The organism is Helicobacter pylori NCTC 11637 = CCUG 17874 = ATCC 43504 = JCM 12093 (assembly GCF_900478295.1).
Lineage (GTDB): Bacteria > Campylobacterota > Campylobacteria > Campylobacterales > Helicobacteraceae > Helicobacter > Helicobacter pylori.
Genome location: NZ_LS483488.1, coordinates 811,319 through 830,853, shown reverse-complemented (window position 1 = coordinate 830,853; position 19,535 = coordinate 811,319). Strand labels below are relative to the sequence as shown.

Below are 19,535 nucleotides of genomic sequence, written 5' to 3'. Positions count from 1 at the left end.
CCCTTAAAACGCTAAACGCATTCCAATGTTTCCGGTGATATTGATCATTTTGTAATCCAATCCAAACCTAGCCCCCACCCCAGCATTCGCATAAAAGCTTTTAAACAACCTCACTTCCCCGCCTGTAGTGATGCTTGCAAAGGTGTTATAAAGCTCGCCTTTTCTGTAACTCAAAGTGTTATCGCCAATGAAACGCACCAATTTATCCCCCATAGATCTCACCAATAAATCCCTACCAATGCCGCCAATCGCATAAAAATAAGAGTTTTTATTGAAATAATGGCGGTTTTCAAAAGCAAAATCAATCGTTAAAACGGATTTTTTAGACGGATCGGCGTTCGCTTTAAACTGATTATAAAGCGCATTATTCATAACCCCTTCTAAACCGGTCATGCCAATATAGTAATACCTTAAACCAATTTGAGGTTTTAAAATGATGCTTTTGTTTTTAAACATGAAATCATACCCGTAATTGACTTTTGCGTTCGTCGTCCATGTGCTGTATTTATAGGACTGATTGATCATAGAAAGCAGAGTGTCGTTGGAGCTGATTTGGTTTTTATTAGCCCCCCAAGTTTCATTGACGCTAAAGGTTAGCTCGCTCTTTTTAATGAAAGCCCTCGCATACAAGCCCACATCCACATTATCGGATTTAGAATTAGTGATGCGTTCATAAAAACCGCTATACCCATAAGCCGCATACCCTCCAACAATCACACCCTTAATGAATCTGTCATAGCCCACATTGACACCATAGAGCGTTCCTGTGCCATTTTCCACAAAGCTCACGCCCCCAACGCCGGTCGCCCAAAGGTTGTTTTTTAGTTTATCCCTTTGAGAGTATTTTAAAATCACATCCATCGCATTAGGGATTGCATCAGCAAATCTTTGGTTTTTAAGACTGCTCAAGCGTTCGCTAAAATCCGTTGAATCAAAGGAAGCGAAATTAGAAAGCTTGGCTAAACGGCTCATTTGTTGCGTGTAAGTGTTGAGCTGTAAAACATCGGTGGAATTGTTTTTGAGACTGGGTTTAGTGAGCATGCCTAAAGCACTGCTCACATCTTCCATCAAATTCACAATGTGTTTGGTGGGCGTGTCTTGCAAATAATAAGGAGCGAACAAGGGATTACCCCCTTTAGCCACAAAAAGCGCATTCAGCCACATAAGGGAATTATTGCCCGCAGATTTGATCGCATCCAAACCGGCACGGCCTTGAATGTGCTGGATATAGTATTCCAAACTAGGCGCATGAATATCCATGGGCTTCTCTGAAACAGTGACCTGAACCTTATCATAAAGGATAGATGAATACACCATTTGCCCTTGATTATCTTTAAAGCTTACCACAAGACCCCCATCTTTAATATTGACCGGTTTATTGTCATAGCTTAGTGAATCGCCGTTTAATTGCATGCGTTTTCCGTTAAAATCAATGAGAGTGTAAAGCTTGAGGTAATCGCTCAAGCTCCCTCCAAGAATCGTTTGGTTATCATAGCCATAAAGCATGCGTTTAGCGTCTATAAGCGTGTAAGCGCCTTGCTTGAGTTGAGTATTAAAATGGATTAAAGCTTGATTGTTATAAGACATGATCGTAGAAGCACCCGTTACATTAATAATCGTTTGATGGGTGGGGTTATTAAGATTAAAGATTAATGACCCTTCGCTCTTAAAATTCCCCCCCACATTCAAACCATTTTCATTCGTGCTGAGAGCCGCTCCTTTTACCACATTGAGGTTACCGCTAATATCAGCCCTGTAATTAGAGTTGTTGTTAAAAGCGTTATTCACGATCAAGTTGTTGGCTTTAAAAGTGGCGTTTGGCTCTAAATTTAAAGTCCCAATAGTTGTATTTTGCAAGACTTTTGAAAAATCCACTAATCCATTAGCTTTAATGGTTCCTAAAAAAGTGAAGTTATTTGCATTCACTTCTAGCGTTTCATCGGTTGGGGTTATAGTGCTTGAAGAAGAATTAGCTGTTTTTGCACTTCCTTTAGCGGTCATGCAATTTAAAACATTCACACAAATCTGACCTTTTTGAACGCTAACATCATTTCGTGGCGCATTCAGCGTTAAGCCGTTGGTAGCGTTTAAGGTATCTAATGAAATGTTAGAAAAATCTTTAGAAACAAACGAAAGTTTGCCCTGATATTGCGTGAAATTAATGGTGTTTTTCCCGTTAAAAATAATGGACTTGCCCGCTACAAAATTCAATTCCCCCCCTGTAGCGTTATTGAACGAGCTGTTATTCACAAACACATGGTTTTTAGCCACGAAATTAAAATTCCCTTTTTGCCAGAGATTGTTCAAGCCTTTAGGTTTGAGTAAAGATCCCAAGCCCAATTGTTCCAATTCTTTTTGTAAAGATTGAGGCAGTATGGATCCCAAACCTTGATGATAAACGCCTCCTAAGCCCTTATCAGCAATGATTTTATTGATCATTTGCCCTAGGACTTGATTGCTCATGATTTTATTCACTACGCCTTCGCCTAATAAGTCATTTAACGCTTTTTCACCTATGCTAGAAATGGTGCTAGTCAGCTCTTTGCTGGGGTTAGTGATGCTATTTAAAGCGATATTCACTAAAACGCTCAAATCCTGTGGGCCTAGCCAAGAAATGAGCTTATTGATTAAGGGGGCTTGATTGATCATTTGATTGAGAATATCCCCAAAAGTCGTTTTATCCAAGAAATTCTGTAAGTCTTTGGCATCAGCACTAGAGCCTATTTTATCAAGGGCTTGATTCAAACCTCCAGGCACAAAATTATTGGCAAAAGAACTCAAGCTTTGTTTTCCATACCAAGTATTGATGAAATTCTCTACATTTTCAATCCCTAAAGTTTTCACGATGAATTTTTCAAACCCTGAAGAATGGGCTTGGATTTGCTCTAAGAGCATTTGATCGATTTCTTTTCTTTTTATAGGATCTAGCGCGTTTAAAAGCCCGTTTTCACCAAAAACATCGCCCACCGTTTTAGAATTTAAGATTTCCATAATCGCGTTTTTAAAAGCGCTCACGCCTAAGAGATTATTCACTTCAGTAGGGCTAAGCAATGAGCTTAAAGTCTTAGATCCAAAATCTTTAGGGATCATGCTAGCTAAATCTTTAGGGATAGCGTTATCATTCAAGCTCTCTTCATAAATGATATTAGAAAGCGCATTCCCTAAACCTTTTTCCCCAAAAAGCTTTTCAATGCCCTCTTTCCCCAAGTAAGAAAAGAGCTTATCGTTCCCTTTAGCGTCAATATTGGCTTGATTGAGCACTAAATTCGTCGCGCTTTCAAAAGACACATTCGCGCTCCCACCGCTCCCCCAAGCGTTCCCGCTGCCGATGGTTCCGGTAATGTAGATGTTTTTAGCCCTAAAATTAGCGTTAATGTAGCCCAAATAAGGCGCGCTAGAATGGAGCAACTGCCCTAAATTAGTCTGTCTAAACATCTGGCAAGTGTTATCTCCAACCGCACATGGCTCTTTATACCCATCGCCTCCAAACCACACCACGCTATTAGTGTTCGTTTGCCCTTCTTTGATCGCCCCCACCACGAGATTGCCTTGAGAGAAATGATAATTAGCCGTGTTGGAAAAATTATTGATAATACCCAATAAACTCTTCCAATTTGCTTGAGTTAAAGTGATACCATATTTTTCAAAGATACCAAAAAGAGTTTCAAAACTATCCGGACTATTGAGATTGAGATTGTCCAAAGCCCCTGAAGATAAAAGATTGGCTATTTTAGGCAAAAATTCCTTACCCAAGCTGGCAATAACGCTTAAATCCTGCTTAGTGATAGCCTGATTGTAAATGTGCAAGGCTTGTAAGGGTTGGTTTTGCGCGTTATAAGTTCCTGGTATCTCATTGTTTTGATTAAAACCTTTGATGTTGCTCGTCAAATAATAAGTGCCAGCCTTATCGCTTGTATAATTATAGGAATTCTCGGTTTCATTATAAGGGTTTTTTTGGTAATCATACAAGCTAGGAGCGAGATTGAACATTTCATTATTAGAAACGCCGTTTTGAGAGATCTGCACTTTCAAGCGGTTGTTATGCAAGGTTTCGGTAATGGTTTCAGTCGTATTGAGCGGGTTAGTGAATCTCCAAGAATGAATGCCGTTATTAAACGAGTAATCAGCCTTGTCAATCTGTATGCCATAAAAACGGATCTTCTCATAGCCGTTATTCCCCCTTAAGCCATCAATATTTTGGGCTTGCAACACATCATAAACGGAAGTTTTTTTATCCCCCCCAAATAGATTCATATAAGACAGATTCAAAATCCCTTTAGACCCAAAACTAAAATTCCCTTTAGCGTTGATCGCCAAATTGTTACTGCCATTGCCTAAAAGGTTTAAAGCGCCATTTAAAAGAACGCTTTGAAAATTCATGGTGCTGTTGTTGTTTAAATCAAAAGAAGCGTCAGAATTAAAAGTCGCTAATTTAGTGAAAGAAATTTGAGAATTATTGGCATAAAAACTCACAGGAGCGTTAAAAACGCTATTGCCATTGAAATTCAACAAGCTTGAGCCGTTGAGATTGAAATTTGTTTCCCCTTCTACGCTAAGCGTATTAAAGCTCGCTTGAGAACTTTCAGCTAGATTCATCGTAGAGTTATTTTCAAAAGTGGAAGTGCCTTGGAAATTGATATGGATATTTTTAGCCCTTAAATTGAGCGTGGCTTGATTAAAATTCGTATTCCCTTTGAAATTGATAAGGCGCACAGAACTGCCAAAATCAGGCGTTTTGCCAAATAAAGGAATGCCATAAAAGGTTACATTAGCGTTATTGAAATTCGCTTGATTGAAGCTTACTTGAGCGTTAGGGTTCAAATTCAAATAAGACACCCCGTTAAAAGCGGTTGCGCCGTTAAAATTCGCCACGCTGTTGTTGTAAAAAGAAAGGCTTGAAGCGTTTTCTAAAGTCGTTTGGGTCTGATCCCCCCCAATATTGATAGCCGCATTGGGCTTGACTGAAAGCCTGGAATTATTGAAAGTAACATTCCCATTCAATGAAGACTGATTCACATTCTTAGACACATCAATGACTATTTGAGAATTATTGAAAACAATGTTATTAGCTTTCAAATCATAGCGAATGCCCCCTCCTAAAATGGAATTAGAAAATACCAAATCCGTATTCGCAACCATATTCACATACGATGAACCGCTCTCAGTCGCTCCGTTAATATTGGTCCAACCGCTAAAAGTGGTGTTTTCAAAAGTGATACGCCCTGAATTAAAATTAAAGCCTCCCCATGTGAAATCCCTAAAGTTAGAGTTTTTAATCTCCATAGAAAGCTTGGAATTAAAATTCGCCCAAGAATGCTGGCTCGCGCTGGTTTGTAAGCCCATAGCCACGGTTTGGAAATTCGTGTAATTTAACCCGTCAGCGTTCAAGGTTTCATCAGCGTTAAAACTAATCGTCGCCCCACCGCCAGCGTTAGGGTTGCCGACATTAAAGTTATTCGTTAAAAAGATATTAGTCGCGTTGAAATTGCCATGCAAATACAACAAATTATTCTTACCAAACCAAATCGATCCGCCATTATTATTGGCTTTTTCTTGAGCGCTCCCTAAAAGCAAAGTCCCTACCACCGTAGCCCCAAAATTCAGCGACCACGCAAAAGCGCTAGAGCCGATAAGGTCTTGATTTTTATAAGGCGCGATATAGCACACGCCAACGCACACAGGGGTTTTTCCTGGAATGAAATCAAATTGCTTCCTCACTTGACTCCAAATATCCTTAGAATCAGCGTCTGTGTGGAAAGGCGAAGAATGGATAGTGAAATATTTATAAGTGATAGAGCCCGGATTAAAAGTCTCTTCAAAGACAAATTTTTGGCCGTTGCTTTGGGTGAATTGCACAAAAAAAGTGTTGTTATCCGCTCTTAATAGAGTCCCTCGTTCGCCACCATAATGGATTAAATTCCATAAATTTTTTGAAAAAGCATTATCCGCCAAAGCTTGGTTATTGTATTTGATGCTATCCCCGCTTAAAAGCGTGTAAGTGGTTTTATCGGTCAAATCCCTTTCAATGTTAAAAATACTATTATTTTCAATAGAGACTGATCCTTTAAGGCGGCTAAAAGGATTGCTATTAATAAGCGTGTTTGTGCCTTTAAAGGTGGTGTTTTTAGTGTCGTTAAACGAATAGTTCCCGCCATTAAACGAGTTGTTGTTAAAAATTAGGTTTTGCGCTTTTGCGTTGATATTGTAGGAATTGAAAGTGTTGTTTTCTAGGGTTAAAGAATTTCCAGCGCTGTTTTCACCCCCTTTATAAATCAAAGTGCCGCTATTATTGAAAGTTACTCCGCTAATGGTGGTTGTGCCATTGCTATTGGCGTTATCCATGCCAAAATTCCCCCCTCCACTCACAGACCCCCCATTAAAAGTAATGTTATTGGCCTTAAGGTTAAAGCCTCCATGCGGGGTTTGGTTGCTAAAGTTGGCGTTTGTTACATTCAAGTTGCCGTTATTGACAATGAAATTCATCCATGAATTTTGCAAACCGGCTTTATCGTTATTCAAATTAGCGTTAGCGATATTCAAATGTTTTTGAGCGTTAAACACTAAAGTCGCGCCCCCACCGGTTTTAGCACCATTACCGGAGCGAATCGTGCCGGTAATATCAATTTGATTGGCTTTAAAAACGCCTTGAATATAGCCCACTAGCCCCCATTCAGCCCCTGAAGTTTTCCCAAAACCCACCACGCTATTAGAAGTGGGATTCGCCCCAGCAAGAAAGGGGGTAGTTTGGTTGAACACTAAAACGCTGTTAGCGCCGCTATAATCTTGCGTGAAAACGCCTGTGCCAGCGACCTTCCAAGTCGTCATGCCGTTGAGATAGAACACGGTGTTACTGGCGTTATTATTGATATTTTTAAGATGAAATACCTCATTATGGATATTCACGCAATGCGTATAACCTAGAGTGCATAAACGAGTGAGCGTGATCCCATTATTAAAATTTTCTTTAATGTAGTAAGTCAAGCCGTTATCAGTGAATTGAACATTATAAATTTTAGTGCTGTCTGGCGTGGACTGATCCTTATTTACTAGCGTGCCGCTAGGGTTTTCTCCGCTAATCCAACGCAACATTTGATACAAAGCGTTATTATCCTTATAATCCACGCTTTTAGCGTTAAGCAATTGATAAGTCGTGCCTACGCTTAAACTGCTCAAAAGCCCCTGCATGTTAAAAACAACGCCCTTATTGAAAGTGAAAGTTGTTTGAGCGCCATTTATTTTGAATTGGCTATTCATATTGAAAGTGTCATCAGTGAAACTGACTTTAGGGGTATTATTGAAATTAAACACGCCCCCATTGAACAAGTTATGATTAAAATCCACTTGCTTAGCGTTAAAATTAAACGATCCGCCATTAAATGAGTTGTTATTAAAAGCGTCTGTCTGCTCTGTATGGTTGAAATTAAACGATCCGCCATTAAACTTGTCTTCAGTAAAGGTGTTATTCGCGCCTTCAAAAGTGTAAGAAGCGTCATCTAAAACGGATTTTTCAATGGTGGTCTTGCCCTGAAACTTAAAATTCCCTGCTAAAAAGTTCGTGTTTTTAAAGGTGTAAGTGTTTTTAGGGCCTTGAAATTTGTAATAGGCTTTATTGAAATTCACGCTATCAAAAACGCCATTACCGGTAAAATCATACCCCCCACCCGTCCAATCGTAAAAATCAGACTGAGAAACATTGATCTTACCGCTCCCAGAACTATCCCCTAACGCCATAAAAGTCATGTAAGAGTTTTGTGAAGTGGTTTTTAGGTTTTTAAAATCAGCCCCGGCGATATTGATTTCAGTCGCGCCCACAAAATTCAAAGTCGCCCCCCCACCGGTTTGAGCGCCATTCCCAGACATCATGTTACCGGTGATATAAACCCTATCGGCTGTGAAAGTGCCAGTAATATAGCCCGTTTTCCCCCAATTGACTCCCTCATACCCCCCAAAACGCACCGTGCTGTTAGATTTAGGGATGCTGCCATTAGCCCAAGGGGTCGTAGCGTTAAAGACTAAAGCACTGTTTTTCCCACCATAGGTTTGAGCAAATCTCGCATTAGTGTAATTCCAAGTGTTCAAGCCGTTGAGGTAGAAAATCGTATCGTCTCTATTATCTTTAATGTCTTTTAAATTAAAGACATTGTCATGGATATTCACGCTATTGGTGTAGTAAAGATCGTTCGCGCCATAATAGACAGATTGTAAAACAATAGAATCATGGCTAAAAATTTGTCTGAAATGATAGAGCGTGCCGCCTAAATTGTAGGTTACATGGTAAGTGTGGGTGTTGTTATTAGAAGTGGCGTTTTTGCTGTTGTCTTTTGTGGCTTGCGTGTTTTTAAGCCTGATGATATTCCATAAGTTATTGACATCATTATAAGTGATGTTGCCATTTTTCATGCTAAAGAGCGTGTAAGCGCTTCCTATGCTAGGCGTGTAATTTTGAATATTAAAAATCGCATTAGGATTAATGGTAACTTTACCGGTCATATTCAAAAAGGGTGAAGTGGGGTTATTGATCGTGGTTGTGCCTTGAAAATTAACATGAGCATCAGGTCTATTAAAAACAAACCATCCCCCATTAAAGGTCAAATTATTAAAAGTAATATTATTTGCATTAAGAATGTAGGCATTTCCTATAGTATTAGTGTTGCCATTAGGCATGCTCCCCAGAGCGCTGTTATTAAAGGTAACGCTATTGGCGTTAAGATTGAGTTTGTAATGATTGATATTAGAGTTAGTAAAGGTGATGCTCCCCCCGATACCATTCCCACCCTTATAAGTGAGCGCGCCGTTATTATTGAAAGTTACTCCGCTAATGGTGGTTGTGCCATTGCTATCCACATTATCAAAGCCAAAATTACCCCCACTAACGCTCCCACCTTCATAAGCGATGTTTTTCCCTTTAACATTAAAGCCCCCATTAGGGGTTTGATTGCTAAAAGTCGTGTTTTTCAAATGCACGCTGTTATTGGAAATCAAATTCATCCAAGAAGTTTGCGTCCCGGCTTTGTCGTTTTTAAAATGCGCTTCATCGGCGGTCAAATCGTTTGAGCTTTCAAAAACCAGTATCGCCCCCCCACCGGTTTTCCACTCATTACCTGAGCCAACAGCCCCTGTGATAAAAATGTCTTTTGCCTTAAAAACCCCTGTAATAAAACCTACATAGCCCTTTTCCCCAAACCATATAGAATTGTTGTTGGGCGTTGCGGAAGCGTTTTTTGTCCCTATATACAATTTGCTATTGTTGTAGTTTTGCGTGAAATTCCTATTCCCCCCAGCCCAAGTGCGTAAGGGGCTGACATAGTAGGATTTGTTGTTATTATTTTCATTCACGCTATTGAGCCAATACACCGAACTATTATAATCTTCAGCGCTCAAAGCTGAAACAAACCCTAGCCCTAAGAAGATTTTTTTGTTAAAGAATGCAGAAAGATTTGATTGCGTTTTTAAGGAGTAAATTGTCAAAGGCGAGTTTTTGATTTTGTATTTTTTAGCGATTTTCTTTTTAACGCCCTTAAACGAGCGGTTTTTAAAGCGTTTGTTTTTTAAATCTATTTTATTGTTTTTATCAATCATGGCTTAACCCTTTTTAAAGTTATTATACAACAAGAATAACCCAACTCCCTTAACAACCAGCAGTCTATCTTATCAATCTTAATAGCAACGATCAATCAGTTGCTTGATAGCACGCCCTTTAAAAAGCGTAACTATAACTCGCATGGATAAAAACGCTCTCTAAAAAATAAAGATTTTTAAAAGAATTTCTAGTCTTTGAAAAAGGGATTTTAGCCCCAAGCTCTATGCGGTGGTGGCGATCGATCGTGCTGCCAAGCCCCACATTAAACAAGCCGTTATAACCCATAAACGAACTATTTTTCATGCCTAAATGGTTGCTTTGATAAAAATACCCTATCCCAAGCCCCCCATACACCCCAAAGCTGTATTTTTTGTAAGTGTAAAAATCGCTCAATACATCTACATTCATGCTCAATAAAGAAGTGTTAATCGTGTGCAATGCGGTGGGTTTTATCGCCATAAGGTAGGAAAATTCACCCCTTAGCGCTAGAGCTTTAAAAAAAGCGAATTGATACCCCCCTTTAGCCCCCCATAAAAAAGCCGTATAAGAAGAGTCGATAACGGGTTTTGGGGTTATTTTAATAGGGGCTAAACCCACCATAGCCCCAAAATAAATATGACTTTTTTTAGGCTCAAACGCCCCTAACAAGCCCACCCATAAAGCCAAAATGAAAGCAATTTTTTTCATTCTAAAGTTTTTTGGTTTTGATAAAACCGCTTGATTTTGTCGTCTATGGGAGCGAGCAAACGATAAAACACTGGCACAATGAGTAAGCTTAACACCATAGAAATCATCAAGCCCCCACTCATCGCAATCCCTATGGGGGATTTCATCGCTGCTCCATCCCCACTCGCTAACGCTAAAGGCAACATCCCACAAACCATCGCAATGGTCGTCATTAAAATCGGTCTCAGACGGGTTTTGCCGGCAAACAAAATGGCTTCTTGGATATTCAGGCCTTTTTTACGCTCTTCATTCGCCACATCAATTAAAAGCGTGGCGTTTTTACCCACCATACCAATGAGCAAGATCAAGCCTATCATAGAGAACATGCTCAAAGGCTGATGCACTAAACCTAGAGCAAAAAACGCCCCTGAAAAGCTTAAAGGCATGGTAACCATGATGATAAAAGGCTCTAAAATGGACTCATACAACGCCGCTAAAATCATGTAAATCAGCACAAACGCTGTCGCTAAAGCGACTAAAAACTCCCCATTGCTCTCTTTGGCGTTATCCGCTTCTCCGGTAAATCTGTAATTCGCCCCTTCAACCAGCCATTCTTTCGTGTTTTTACTCACTTGCGTTAAAATCTCGCCCAAAGAAACGCCCGCATTCCTATTAGGCTCAGCAAGCACCGTAACGCTGCGTTGGCGGTTATAGCGAGAAATACTAGACGGGCTTTTAGTTTCTGTGATTTCCACTAAAGCGTCTAAAAACATCAATTTATCGTATTTGTTACGCACTTGCAAGCGTTTGATGTCTTCTACAGAAACGCGCTTGTCATCAGGCACTCTAATGATCATATCGTATTCTTTGCCATCTTCTTTGAACACGCTCGCTTGAGAAGTCCCAGAGAAAGCAGAACTCACCACTGATCCAATGGTTTGAGCGCTCACGCCGTATTTGTTAGCGTTTTGTCTTAAGATTTTGAGTTGCAATTGCGGTTGCGATTCGCTCGTGCTTGTATGGTAGCTTTCAACCTTGCCTTTTAATTCAGGGCTTTCTAATAAGAATTTTCTCAAATTCTCCACGCTTTTATCCACCGCTTCTTGAGAATGGGAAAACACAAAGGTTTGGAAGGGCGAACTATCCCCACCGCCCCCTATAAGAGTAACTTCAGAAAGATTAATAGTATCTAAACCTTTAGCTTCAGGCAAGCTTCTCAACTCTTTCCTTAAAGCACGCATCAACTCAAATTGCCCCAATTGGTGTTCTTTTTTACGCTCTTTTAAAGGCTTGAGCTGCACAAAAATCTTAGCCTTAAAAGGGTTTTGCGTGGTGCCATAACCCACTTGCAAAGTGGTGAATTCCACTTCAGCATGTTTTTCAATCGCTTTTTGAAAGATCTTACTCTTTTGCGTCATGTAATCTATGCTCACACCCGGTTTAGCCTTAAGCCACACTAAAAACCTCCCCCTATCTTCTTTCAGCATGAACTCCATACCGATCTTGGAAGCCACAAAAAGCGAACCCACAAACACCAAAACCACCGCTATAGAGATAATGAGCTTGTGGTTTAATACCCATTGGAGCAATCTGGTATAACGAGACTCTAAAGCCTTAAAAAAAGGCTCACTCCACACATAAAAACGAGAATGCCTGGGATTGACCACGACTGAGCTTACCATGGGGATAATCGTAACGACCACCACATACGAGAGAGCGATCGCTAAAGCCACCGTGATCCCAAAGCTTTGAAAAAAGCGCCCGATAATGCCTTTCATGTTCCCTATAGGCACAAAAACAGAGAGCAGCATCGCTGAAATCGCTACTAGAGCAAAGCCAATCTCCCTCACCCCCTCATAGCTCGCTTTTCGTTTACTCATGCCCATTTCTAGCTTTTTATGGATGTTTTCAATCACCACGATCGCATCATCAATGATGATCCCTATCGCTAGCGTTAAAGCTACCATGGTGAGCATGTTTAATGAAAAGCCCATCCATTGGATGAGCGCAAAAGTCCCCATGATAGAAATAGGGATAGAGATCGCTGAAACGAGGGTGATCGTGCCGTTACGCAAGAACGCAAACACCACTAAAACCGCTAAAATCGCTCCTAAAACTAGATCAAATTTCACGTCTTCAATAGAGGTGCGGATATAGCTCGTGGTGTCTAAAAAGGGTCTGATTTCATAGCTAGGGCTAATGGCTTGAATGTGTTTTAAAGCTTCATACACCCTATCTACGATTTCAATTTCATTCGCTCCGGCAATCTTTTGGATTTCTAAAATCACACCGGGTTTGTCTTTAAAGCTCGCAAAAGTGTTGTCTTCTTCCAAGCCGATTTCAATTTTTGCAATATCGCCAAGACGCACATGATTACCCACTTGGATCTTTTCTACATCCGCAACGCTATAACTATTCGCATTAATTAAAATAGACAATTCCCTTTGGCTATTGACAATGCGCCCCCCATCAATTTCCACATTCTCCGCTTTAAGCGTGCTGAAAAGATCCGCATAAGTCAGGTTGTATTTATTCATCAAAGTGGGATCGGCATAAATCCTAATCTGGCGCTCCCTAAAGCCGTTGAGCTGCACGCCCCCTACCCCATTGATTTTTTGGAGCATGGGTTTGATGGTGTTTTTAGCGTAGTCATTAAGGGTTGTAGCCGGCACGCTTGAACTGCTCACAAACAATGAAATAATGGCTTGGCTGTCGGTATCAAATTTATTGATAGAGGGTTTTTTAATGTTAGAGTCATCAAAACGCACTGAAGAAATTTTATTAACCACATCGTTTAAGGCTTCTTCATTAGGTTTTTCTAATTCAAATTCAATGACGACGATACTCACATTTTTAGAACTCGTAGAAGTAACCTTTTTGATCCCATCAATCCCCATCACCGCTTCTTCAATCTTATCGGTTACCTTACTCTCTATGATTTCAGCGCTAGCCCCAGGATAAGTCGTAGTAACCACCACTGTAGGCAAATCAATTTTAGGGAAAAGCGCCACGCTCAATTTTTTAAAACCCATCACCCCAAAAAAGACAATCGCCAAAGCAAACATCAAGGTCGTAATAGGACGATTAATCGCTGTTTTATACATCAAAATATCCTATTATTTCGTTTGGATAAACCCATCGCCAAAAAGCCCTACTGCCATAGGCTTAGACAAAAGGGCTTCAGCGCTCACTTTTCTGGTGTTTTCATCAACGGTGGGGTAAATCTTAGTGATTTTAGCTTCATGCTGATTAGAATCCCCATCTATAGAATAGGTGTAAGTATCCCCCACTTTGACTGCATTAATATATTTAGAATCAAATTCAATAACTAATTTCCTAGCATGGCTGACTAGTCTCAATAACACCGTGTTATTCGCGCTCACCCCTTCGCCCACTTGAATGTTTTTACTCGCTATCACGCCATCAAAAGGGGCTCTTAAAATGGTTTTATTCAATACTGCAATAGAATAAGCGTAATCCGATTCCAAGCGCCTGTAAGTGAACTCATAACCCTCTAGAGTGTTTTTATCCACAGCGCCCCCAATTTTGCTGTATCGTTGGTATTGTTTTTTAGCGAAAATGAGCTGTTGCTCAGCAGAATCGCTTTGAGCCTGTTTGTCTTGATTATACAAAAGCAACAAAACATCGCCCTTTTTGACCACGCTCCCCTCAGTAACCTTAATGCTATCCACAATCCCTGTGCTGTCTAAGGTGAGCTTGGAATCTTGCATCGCTTTCACATTGAAAATCGCATACACTTTTTCGCCAGCTTCCATGCTCAAAAAACTCAAAAAAAGTCCTATTAAAATTTTTCGTATCATTTTTATTCCCTTAATGCACATAGTCGTCTATTTTATGCCCGCTGTTGAAAATGTAGTTGGCTTTTTGCACTTCATAATTGTTGAGCGCTAAATTGTAAGCCACTTCTGCATCAAAGCGCGTGGTTAAGCCCCTTAAATAGGTGGTGAAATCCACTAAATTAGCGTCGTATTTCCTTTTAATATTGGCAAAAGAAAGATTGGCCGCATCCAAACTAGCCTTAGAAGATTCAATCTTGGCTCTGGCAATATCAAGCGATTTTCTGTAAAGCTGTTCGTCTTTTTCTTGCTCCAATTTTTTATACGCTAAATTCTTTTCATTCGCTAATTGGCCTAGCATGATGGATTGTTTTTGCAAGCTCAACCCTATATCATCAAAAAATTTCATGCTCGCATTAACTCCAGCCGTATTTTGCTGACCTGGGAAGAAGTTCCCAAAACTCCCCAAAGCGTAAGCGGGTTTTTGGATCCAATAACTCCATGAGTCATACACATCTATTGTGGGGTAATAATTGAGTTGCTTGTTCTGGTATTTGAGTGCAGAAATTTGCTCCCTTAAAGAAACCAAATCCTGCCTTTCTCTTAATTGCAAATTAGGCGCATCAATCGTAGTCTTTTTCAAATTTTTCACACTGAGATTGGTGAGGTATTCTAAAGTCAAGCGGTTTTGCTCCAAAGCAAATTGCATGTCCAAAATATCGTATTCGCTCAAATTCCCTTGCGCTTTTAGGCTTTGCAAATCATCAATCGTGGTCAGCCCTTTGTCATAGAGTTTGGTAACCCTTTTAATGTCCGTTTGGATTTGCTCTAATTTTTTTTGCAAAGCGATCATGCGAGCGAGATTGTTAAAATACTCATAATATTGTTGCACCACTTGCAAATACACGCTTTGGCGGCTATACTCTAAATTAGCCACAGTGGATCGGTAAGTTGCAGACTTTTCTTTGACATTATTCACATCGCTAAAACCATTAAACACATTCAATTTGACTTGAGCCTGGAGTTGTTGCGTGTTATAATGTTTAAAGTGCGGAGTATCCCTATTTTCATTTTTAAAGTAATAATTCGCATCCAAAGTGGGCAAAAACATCGCTTTGGCGATGGTGTGGTTCTTCATCGCTTGCTTGACACTGAGTTCTTGCGCTTGCAAACTGAGATTAGAAGTAGCCCCCTTTAGCAATTCATAAAGCCCCAAAGCGGCTTTATCGCTTTTTTCATGGTATTTAGCGATCTCTTGATTGATCGTGGTCGCTGTTTCTTTAGGCGAGGATAAAAAACTCGGTGTTGCTTCTAAAGAACTTGTCGGTGGATCAATGAGCTTTAAATTCTTATGGCTATAATTGTTAAGGATTTGCTTGATTTCATCAGGGGTTTTAGAGGGGGTTTGGGCTAGAGTTAAAGCCGCACACAAGCCCCATAAACTCGCATATCTTATAATAGTTTTCATCAAGCCCCCCTATCGCCTGGTTTTAGCATGCACTAATTGCACTAAATATTTCGCGTTTTCTCTGGGTAAATCCGGTAGCATCCCATGCCCTAAATTAAAAATATGCCCTTGATTGCCCATGATTTTTAAAATCCTTTCAACGCCTTCTTCTAAAGCGTTTTTATCATAAAGGCGGGTGGGTTCTAAATTCCCTTGCAAAACATACTTACCGCCTAAAATCTTTTTTGCCGCAGTTAAAGGCGTGCCCCAATCCACGCCAAACACATCAAATTCCCCATCTATGCTATCCAAATAAGCGCCAATCCCTTTAGGGAAAAGGATAACCGGGATATGCGCATAGCGTTTTTTAAGCTCTTTAGAGATTTTTTTCAAATAATCCCAACTGAATTTCAAATACGCTTCTTTTTCTAAAGCGCTAGCCCATGAGTCAAAAATCATCACTGCATTGACCCCTGCTTGGATTTGAAGGCTCAAATACTCTATCAATTCAAGGCTTAATTTTTCTAAAAGCGCTTTTAAAACTTCAGGCTCGCTATAAAGCATTTTCTTGCTTTTGGCATACGATTTGCTCCCCTCGCCTTCTATCATGTAAGTCGCTAAAGTCCAAGGCGATCCGCAAAAACCGATTAACGCTTTCTCTTTAGAAAGCTTTTGGCGCGTTTGAGAAATCGTATCATAGACATAGTTTAGTTGTTTATAAGCCCCTACTTTTAGGCTTTCCACGCTTTTTAAATCCGTAATAGTCTCTAAAAAATGCGGCCCCTTTTTGGGAGTAAATTCCAAATTCAAGCCCATTTCCAAAGGCACTACTAAAATATCGCTAAACAAAATAGCCGCATCCACGCCCAAAATCTCTACCGGCTGTAGGGTAACTTCTGTGGCTAAATCGCTATTTTTACACAATTCCAAGAAGCTCCCCGCTTTTTTACGGCTCTCTTGGTATTCGCTAAGGTAACGCCCCGCTTGCCTCATCATCCAAATGGGCGTGTAAGGCGTTTCCTTTCTAAAACATGCATCAATGAAAATCATCATAAATCCTTAAAGGTTTGTCTGATTATGGTTTTTATACTCTACAGTTATTTTTTAAAATGAATATTTTACCCTAAAAATCTCGTAAAGTCATAAAAAGTGAATGTGATACCAACAGAATAGATATTCAATCGTGGCGTGCCAAATGCTTTAGAAAATTTGCTTTGGATAAAATAAAAAGGGATACCACCCCTTACTTCTATGCTCAAGCCAAAATTTTTAGCCGCATTGAAAAACAAGCCCACACTCCCCACCGCTGATTGGATATTGAATTGATACTTATCAATCTTAGCCCCTAAAATTTGAAGCTGATAGCCTAAGGCGATTTTAGGGATAACCCACCCCTTAAAAAGCCTCACCCCAGCCATAAACCCAGTGCTCATGAAATACGAATCGCCCATTCCTGCATCCAAATACCCCCCTAATAAAGCTTTCTTTTTTAAAACGAACCCTGCTTGAAAGCCTAAAGAAGCGTCATGGTAAATTTTATCCATTAAAATAGGCGGGCGGTTTTTAGGGCGGATGGGGGATCTTTTAGTCGTTTGAGCGTGCTGGTAAAGATAGCCGATCTTAAAAGAGCCAAAATATTTTTTAGTAGGCTCTAGAGGTTTGAAAAAATCCCCATCCTTTTTGGCCAGTAAAACGCCTTTTAAAAGGCTTAAGATTAAGAAAAATCTAAAAATCAAAGCTTTAATTCCAATTTTTGTTTGGAAAATTCTACAATCTTTCCATGGAATCTCGCATAAAGTTGCGCTAAAGGAATGGTGTTTTCATAGAGTGCTAAAGCGGAATTTAAATTCTCTTGAACGCCTTTTTCAAAAAAATGTTGCAATTCGTCATAATCTTCTATCTCTATGCCTAATTTTTTTAAAAAAAGATAGGTGTATTTATCCACCACCATCACTTCTTTAGCGCACGCATAGCATAAAATCGCATCCGCGCTTTCTTTACCAACGCCCTTTTGGTCTAAAAGCCACTCTCTGGTTACTTCTTGTTTAAAATTTTCAAAACTTTGAAAGTCTTTTAAAATATTCTTGCTCAAATCAATCAGTCGTTTGGCTTTTTGGTTATAAAACCCGCTAGGGCGGACACACTCTGCAAGCTTTGAAAACTCTATATAAGCGATTTTTTTAAGATTGATCTCATCATCATTTTCTAAAATGAAAGCGTTTTTTAGATTTTCCAAAGATTTCAAAACGGCTTCAAATTTAGTATTTTGCGTTAAAACCGCCCCTAATAAAGCTTCAAATTTCAAAGCGTTAGGCCACCACCAAGCAGGGGCGTTTTTCAATAAATCCAAGCTCTTTAAAGCCTTTAAAATCTCAAAACTATCCAACACAATAACCGCCTGTAATAAAAAGAAATAAAAAAAGAGTATTTTATTAAAAAAGAAGTAAAAATTAAAGCAAAAAGCCAACGCTTAAAGCGTTAGCCCCATACAAACACCTTTCTTAAAACTAAGTTAAAAGCCTTAAGATATTTTGTTGGACGGTGTTAGCTTGACTCATCGCATAGCTGCCTGATTGCACCAAAATATTGTTTTTATTGAAATTCGCGCTCTCTTCAGCAAAATCCACATCCCTGATTTGAGACTCAGCCGCTTTAACATTCACTTGAGTGATGCTGATGTTATTCACGGTGCTAATCATTTGATTTTGCACAGAACCTAAATCAGAGCGGACTTTATCCAACATTTTCATCGCCGATTCCGCAATATCAATCACCACCATCGCGCCTCTCAAGGTTGTAACCCCAGATCCCAAGCTTTGGTTACCGCTAGCGATCACGGCGTTATAGTTCGCGCCACTGGCTGATTTGACATTAGCGTTAAAATTCCCAGTAACATCGCGCAAATTCACCGTGGTTTCTGCCACTTGAGATTCCCCAAAACCAATCGCTGTGAAACCTAAATGTTGCGAATCAGAAGCCGAAACGACATTGATGCTTTTAGCGTCTAAGCGTGTGAGAGAAAGCCTCCCATAGTTAGTAGAACCTTTTGTTAAATCCTGACCGCCATTGACCATCGTTAAAGCACTAGGCCCATTACTGACGCTATCGGTTTTGATTTCAATCCCACGACCATCTATACTGCGCAAATTCAAGCGCCCTTTTTGATCCGTATAAGCTTCCACGCCGGTTTCTGAAGTAACCGCATTGATCGCTGCGACTAACCTTCCGTCTGAGTCATTTTTCTTAATATCTGCGATATTACCCAAATGGATCCCATTTAAAGTTAAATTACTCAAACTTCCTGATTGGACCGCCACATCGCTCGTGGTGATAACGCTCGCATAAGCTTTAACCCCTGTTCGGTTAGAATTTTTGTTAATCACTTCCGCTAACACACCGATCCCCGTGCCTGCTGAACTAGAAACTTTTACGCTCTCTAAAGTTACATCATTCACGCCATCCACTTGTTTAAAAGTCAAGCTAATATCCCCAGAAGCCGTGATTAACGCGCCTGTAGCGATACGAACCTGACCGATTTTATCCGAAGTGGTAGAGCCGATAGAAGCCTTAATGCTTTGGTTAGAATAAGCCCCTACTTGGAATTCTTTGTTAGTGAATTGACCAGACAATAACGCTTGCCCGTTATAAGTAGTCGTGTTACCGATATTATCTAAACCTTGAATCAAACGAACGATGTCAGATTGAATCGCTTTACGAGATTCCGTAGTTTGCCCGTCTTGAGCCGCTTGAGTCGCTTTAACCTTAACGGTGTCTAAGATTTTTAACTGCTCATCCATAGCCTTATCCGCAACTTGGATAATCCCCATGCCGTCATTCGTGTTGGCAATCGCTTGACCCAAACTGCTCGCTTGTGAACGCAAAGAATCTGCCACCGTCATGCCTGATGCATCATCAGCCGCTTTATTAATCCTTAAACCTGAACTCAATCTCTCCAATGAAGTTTTAAGCGCATTTTGAGTGAGTGCGGATTGCACATGCGCATTCATCGCATTGATATTTGTATTGACCTGAAAAGCCATTGTTG

At 40.1% G+C, this 19,535-nt stretch carries 9 protein-coding genes; all 9 read right to left on the bottom strand.

Annotation, left to right across the window (positions count from 1 at the left end):
• Positions 1-3: 3 nt before the first annotated feature.
• Positions 4-9,579, bottom strand: coding sequence for a vacuolating cytotoxin domain-containing protein (locus DQL14_RS04235; RefSeq protein ID WP_108169930.1), 9,576 nt, complete (start codon positions 9,577-9,579; stop codon positions 4-6).
• A gap of 118 nt (positions 9,580-9,697) precedes the next feature.
• Positions 9,698-10,267 carry an outer membrane beta-barrel protein gene (locus DQL14_RS04230; RefSeq protein ID WP_108169929.1) on the bottom strand — a complete coding sequence of 190 codons (570 nt, stop codon included), beginning with the start codon at positions 10,265-10,267 and terminating at the stop codon, positions 9,698-9,700.
• On the bottom strand, positions 10,264-13,350 hold the full coding sequence (gene hefC / locus DQL14_RS04225) for an efflux RND transporter permease subunit HefC (RefSeq protein ID WP_108169928.1): 3,087 nt from the start codon (positions 13,348-13,350) through the stop codon (positions 10,264-10,266). Before hefC ends, DQL14_RS04230 begins: the two co-directional genes overlap by 4 nt.
• 12 nt (positions 13,351-13,362) lie before the next feature.
• Positions 13,363-14,067 (bottom strand): efflux RND transporter periplasmic adaptor subunit HefB, encoded by a 705-nt coding sequence (hefB, locus tag DQL14_RS04220; protein ID WP_097680838.1) that lies wholly within the window; start codon positions 14,065-14,067, stop codon positions 13,363-13,365.
• A gap of 10 nt (positions 14,068-14,077) precedes the next feature.
• Positions 14,078-15,511 carry an efflux RND transporter outer membrane subunit HefA gene (hefA, locus tag DQL14_RS04215; protein WP_108169927.1) on the bottom strand — a complete coding sequence of 478 codons (1,434 nt, stop codon included), beginning with the start codon at positions 15,509-15,511 and terminating at the stop codon, positions 14,078-14,080.
• A 9-nt stretch (positions 15,512-15,520) separates the two neighbouring features.
• Positions 15,521-16,540 (bottom strand): uroporphyrinogen decarboxylase, encoded by a 1,020-nt coding sequence (gene hemE / locus DQL14_RS04210; RefSeq protein ID WP_162296860.1) that lies wholly within the window; start codon positions 16,538-16,540, stop codon positions 15,521-15,523.
• A 68-nt stretch (positions 16,541-16,608) separates the two neighbouring features.
• Complete coding sequence (locus DQL14_RS04205; RefSeq protein WP_162296859.1) at positions 16,609-17,226, bottom strand: hypothetical protein; 618 nt, start codon at positions 17,224-17,226, stop codon at positions 16,609-16,611.
• Positions 17,223-17,879, bottom strand: a complete 657-nt coding sequence (locus DQL14_RS04200; protein ID WP_108169983.1) for a 3-methyladenine DNA glycosylase — start codon at positions 17,877-17,879, stop codon at positions 17,223-17,225. The genes DQL14_RS04205 and DQL14_RS04200 overlap by 4 nt, the downstream gene beginning before the upstream one ends.
• Positions 17,880-17,997: 118 nt before the next feature.
• A complete protein-coding gene (locus DQL14_RS04195) occupies positions 17,998-19,530 on the bottom strand; it encodes a flagellin A (RefSeq protein ID WP_108169925.1) in 1,533 nt (510 codons plus the stop codon).
• Positions 19,531-19,535: the final 5 nt, after the last annotated feature.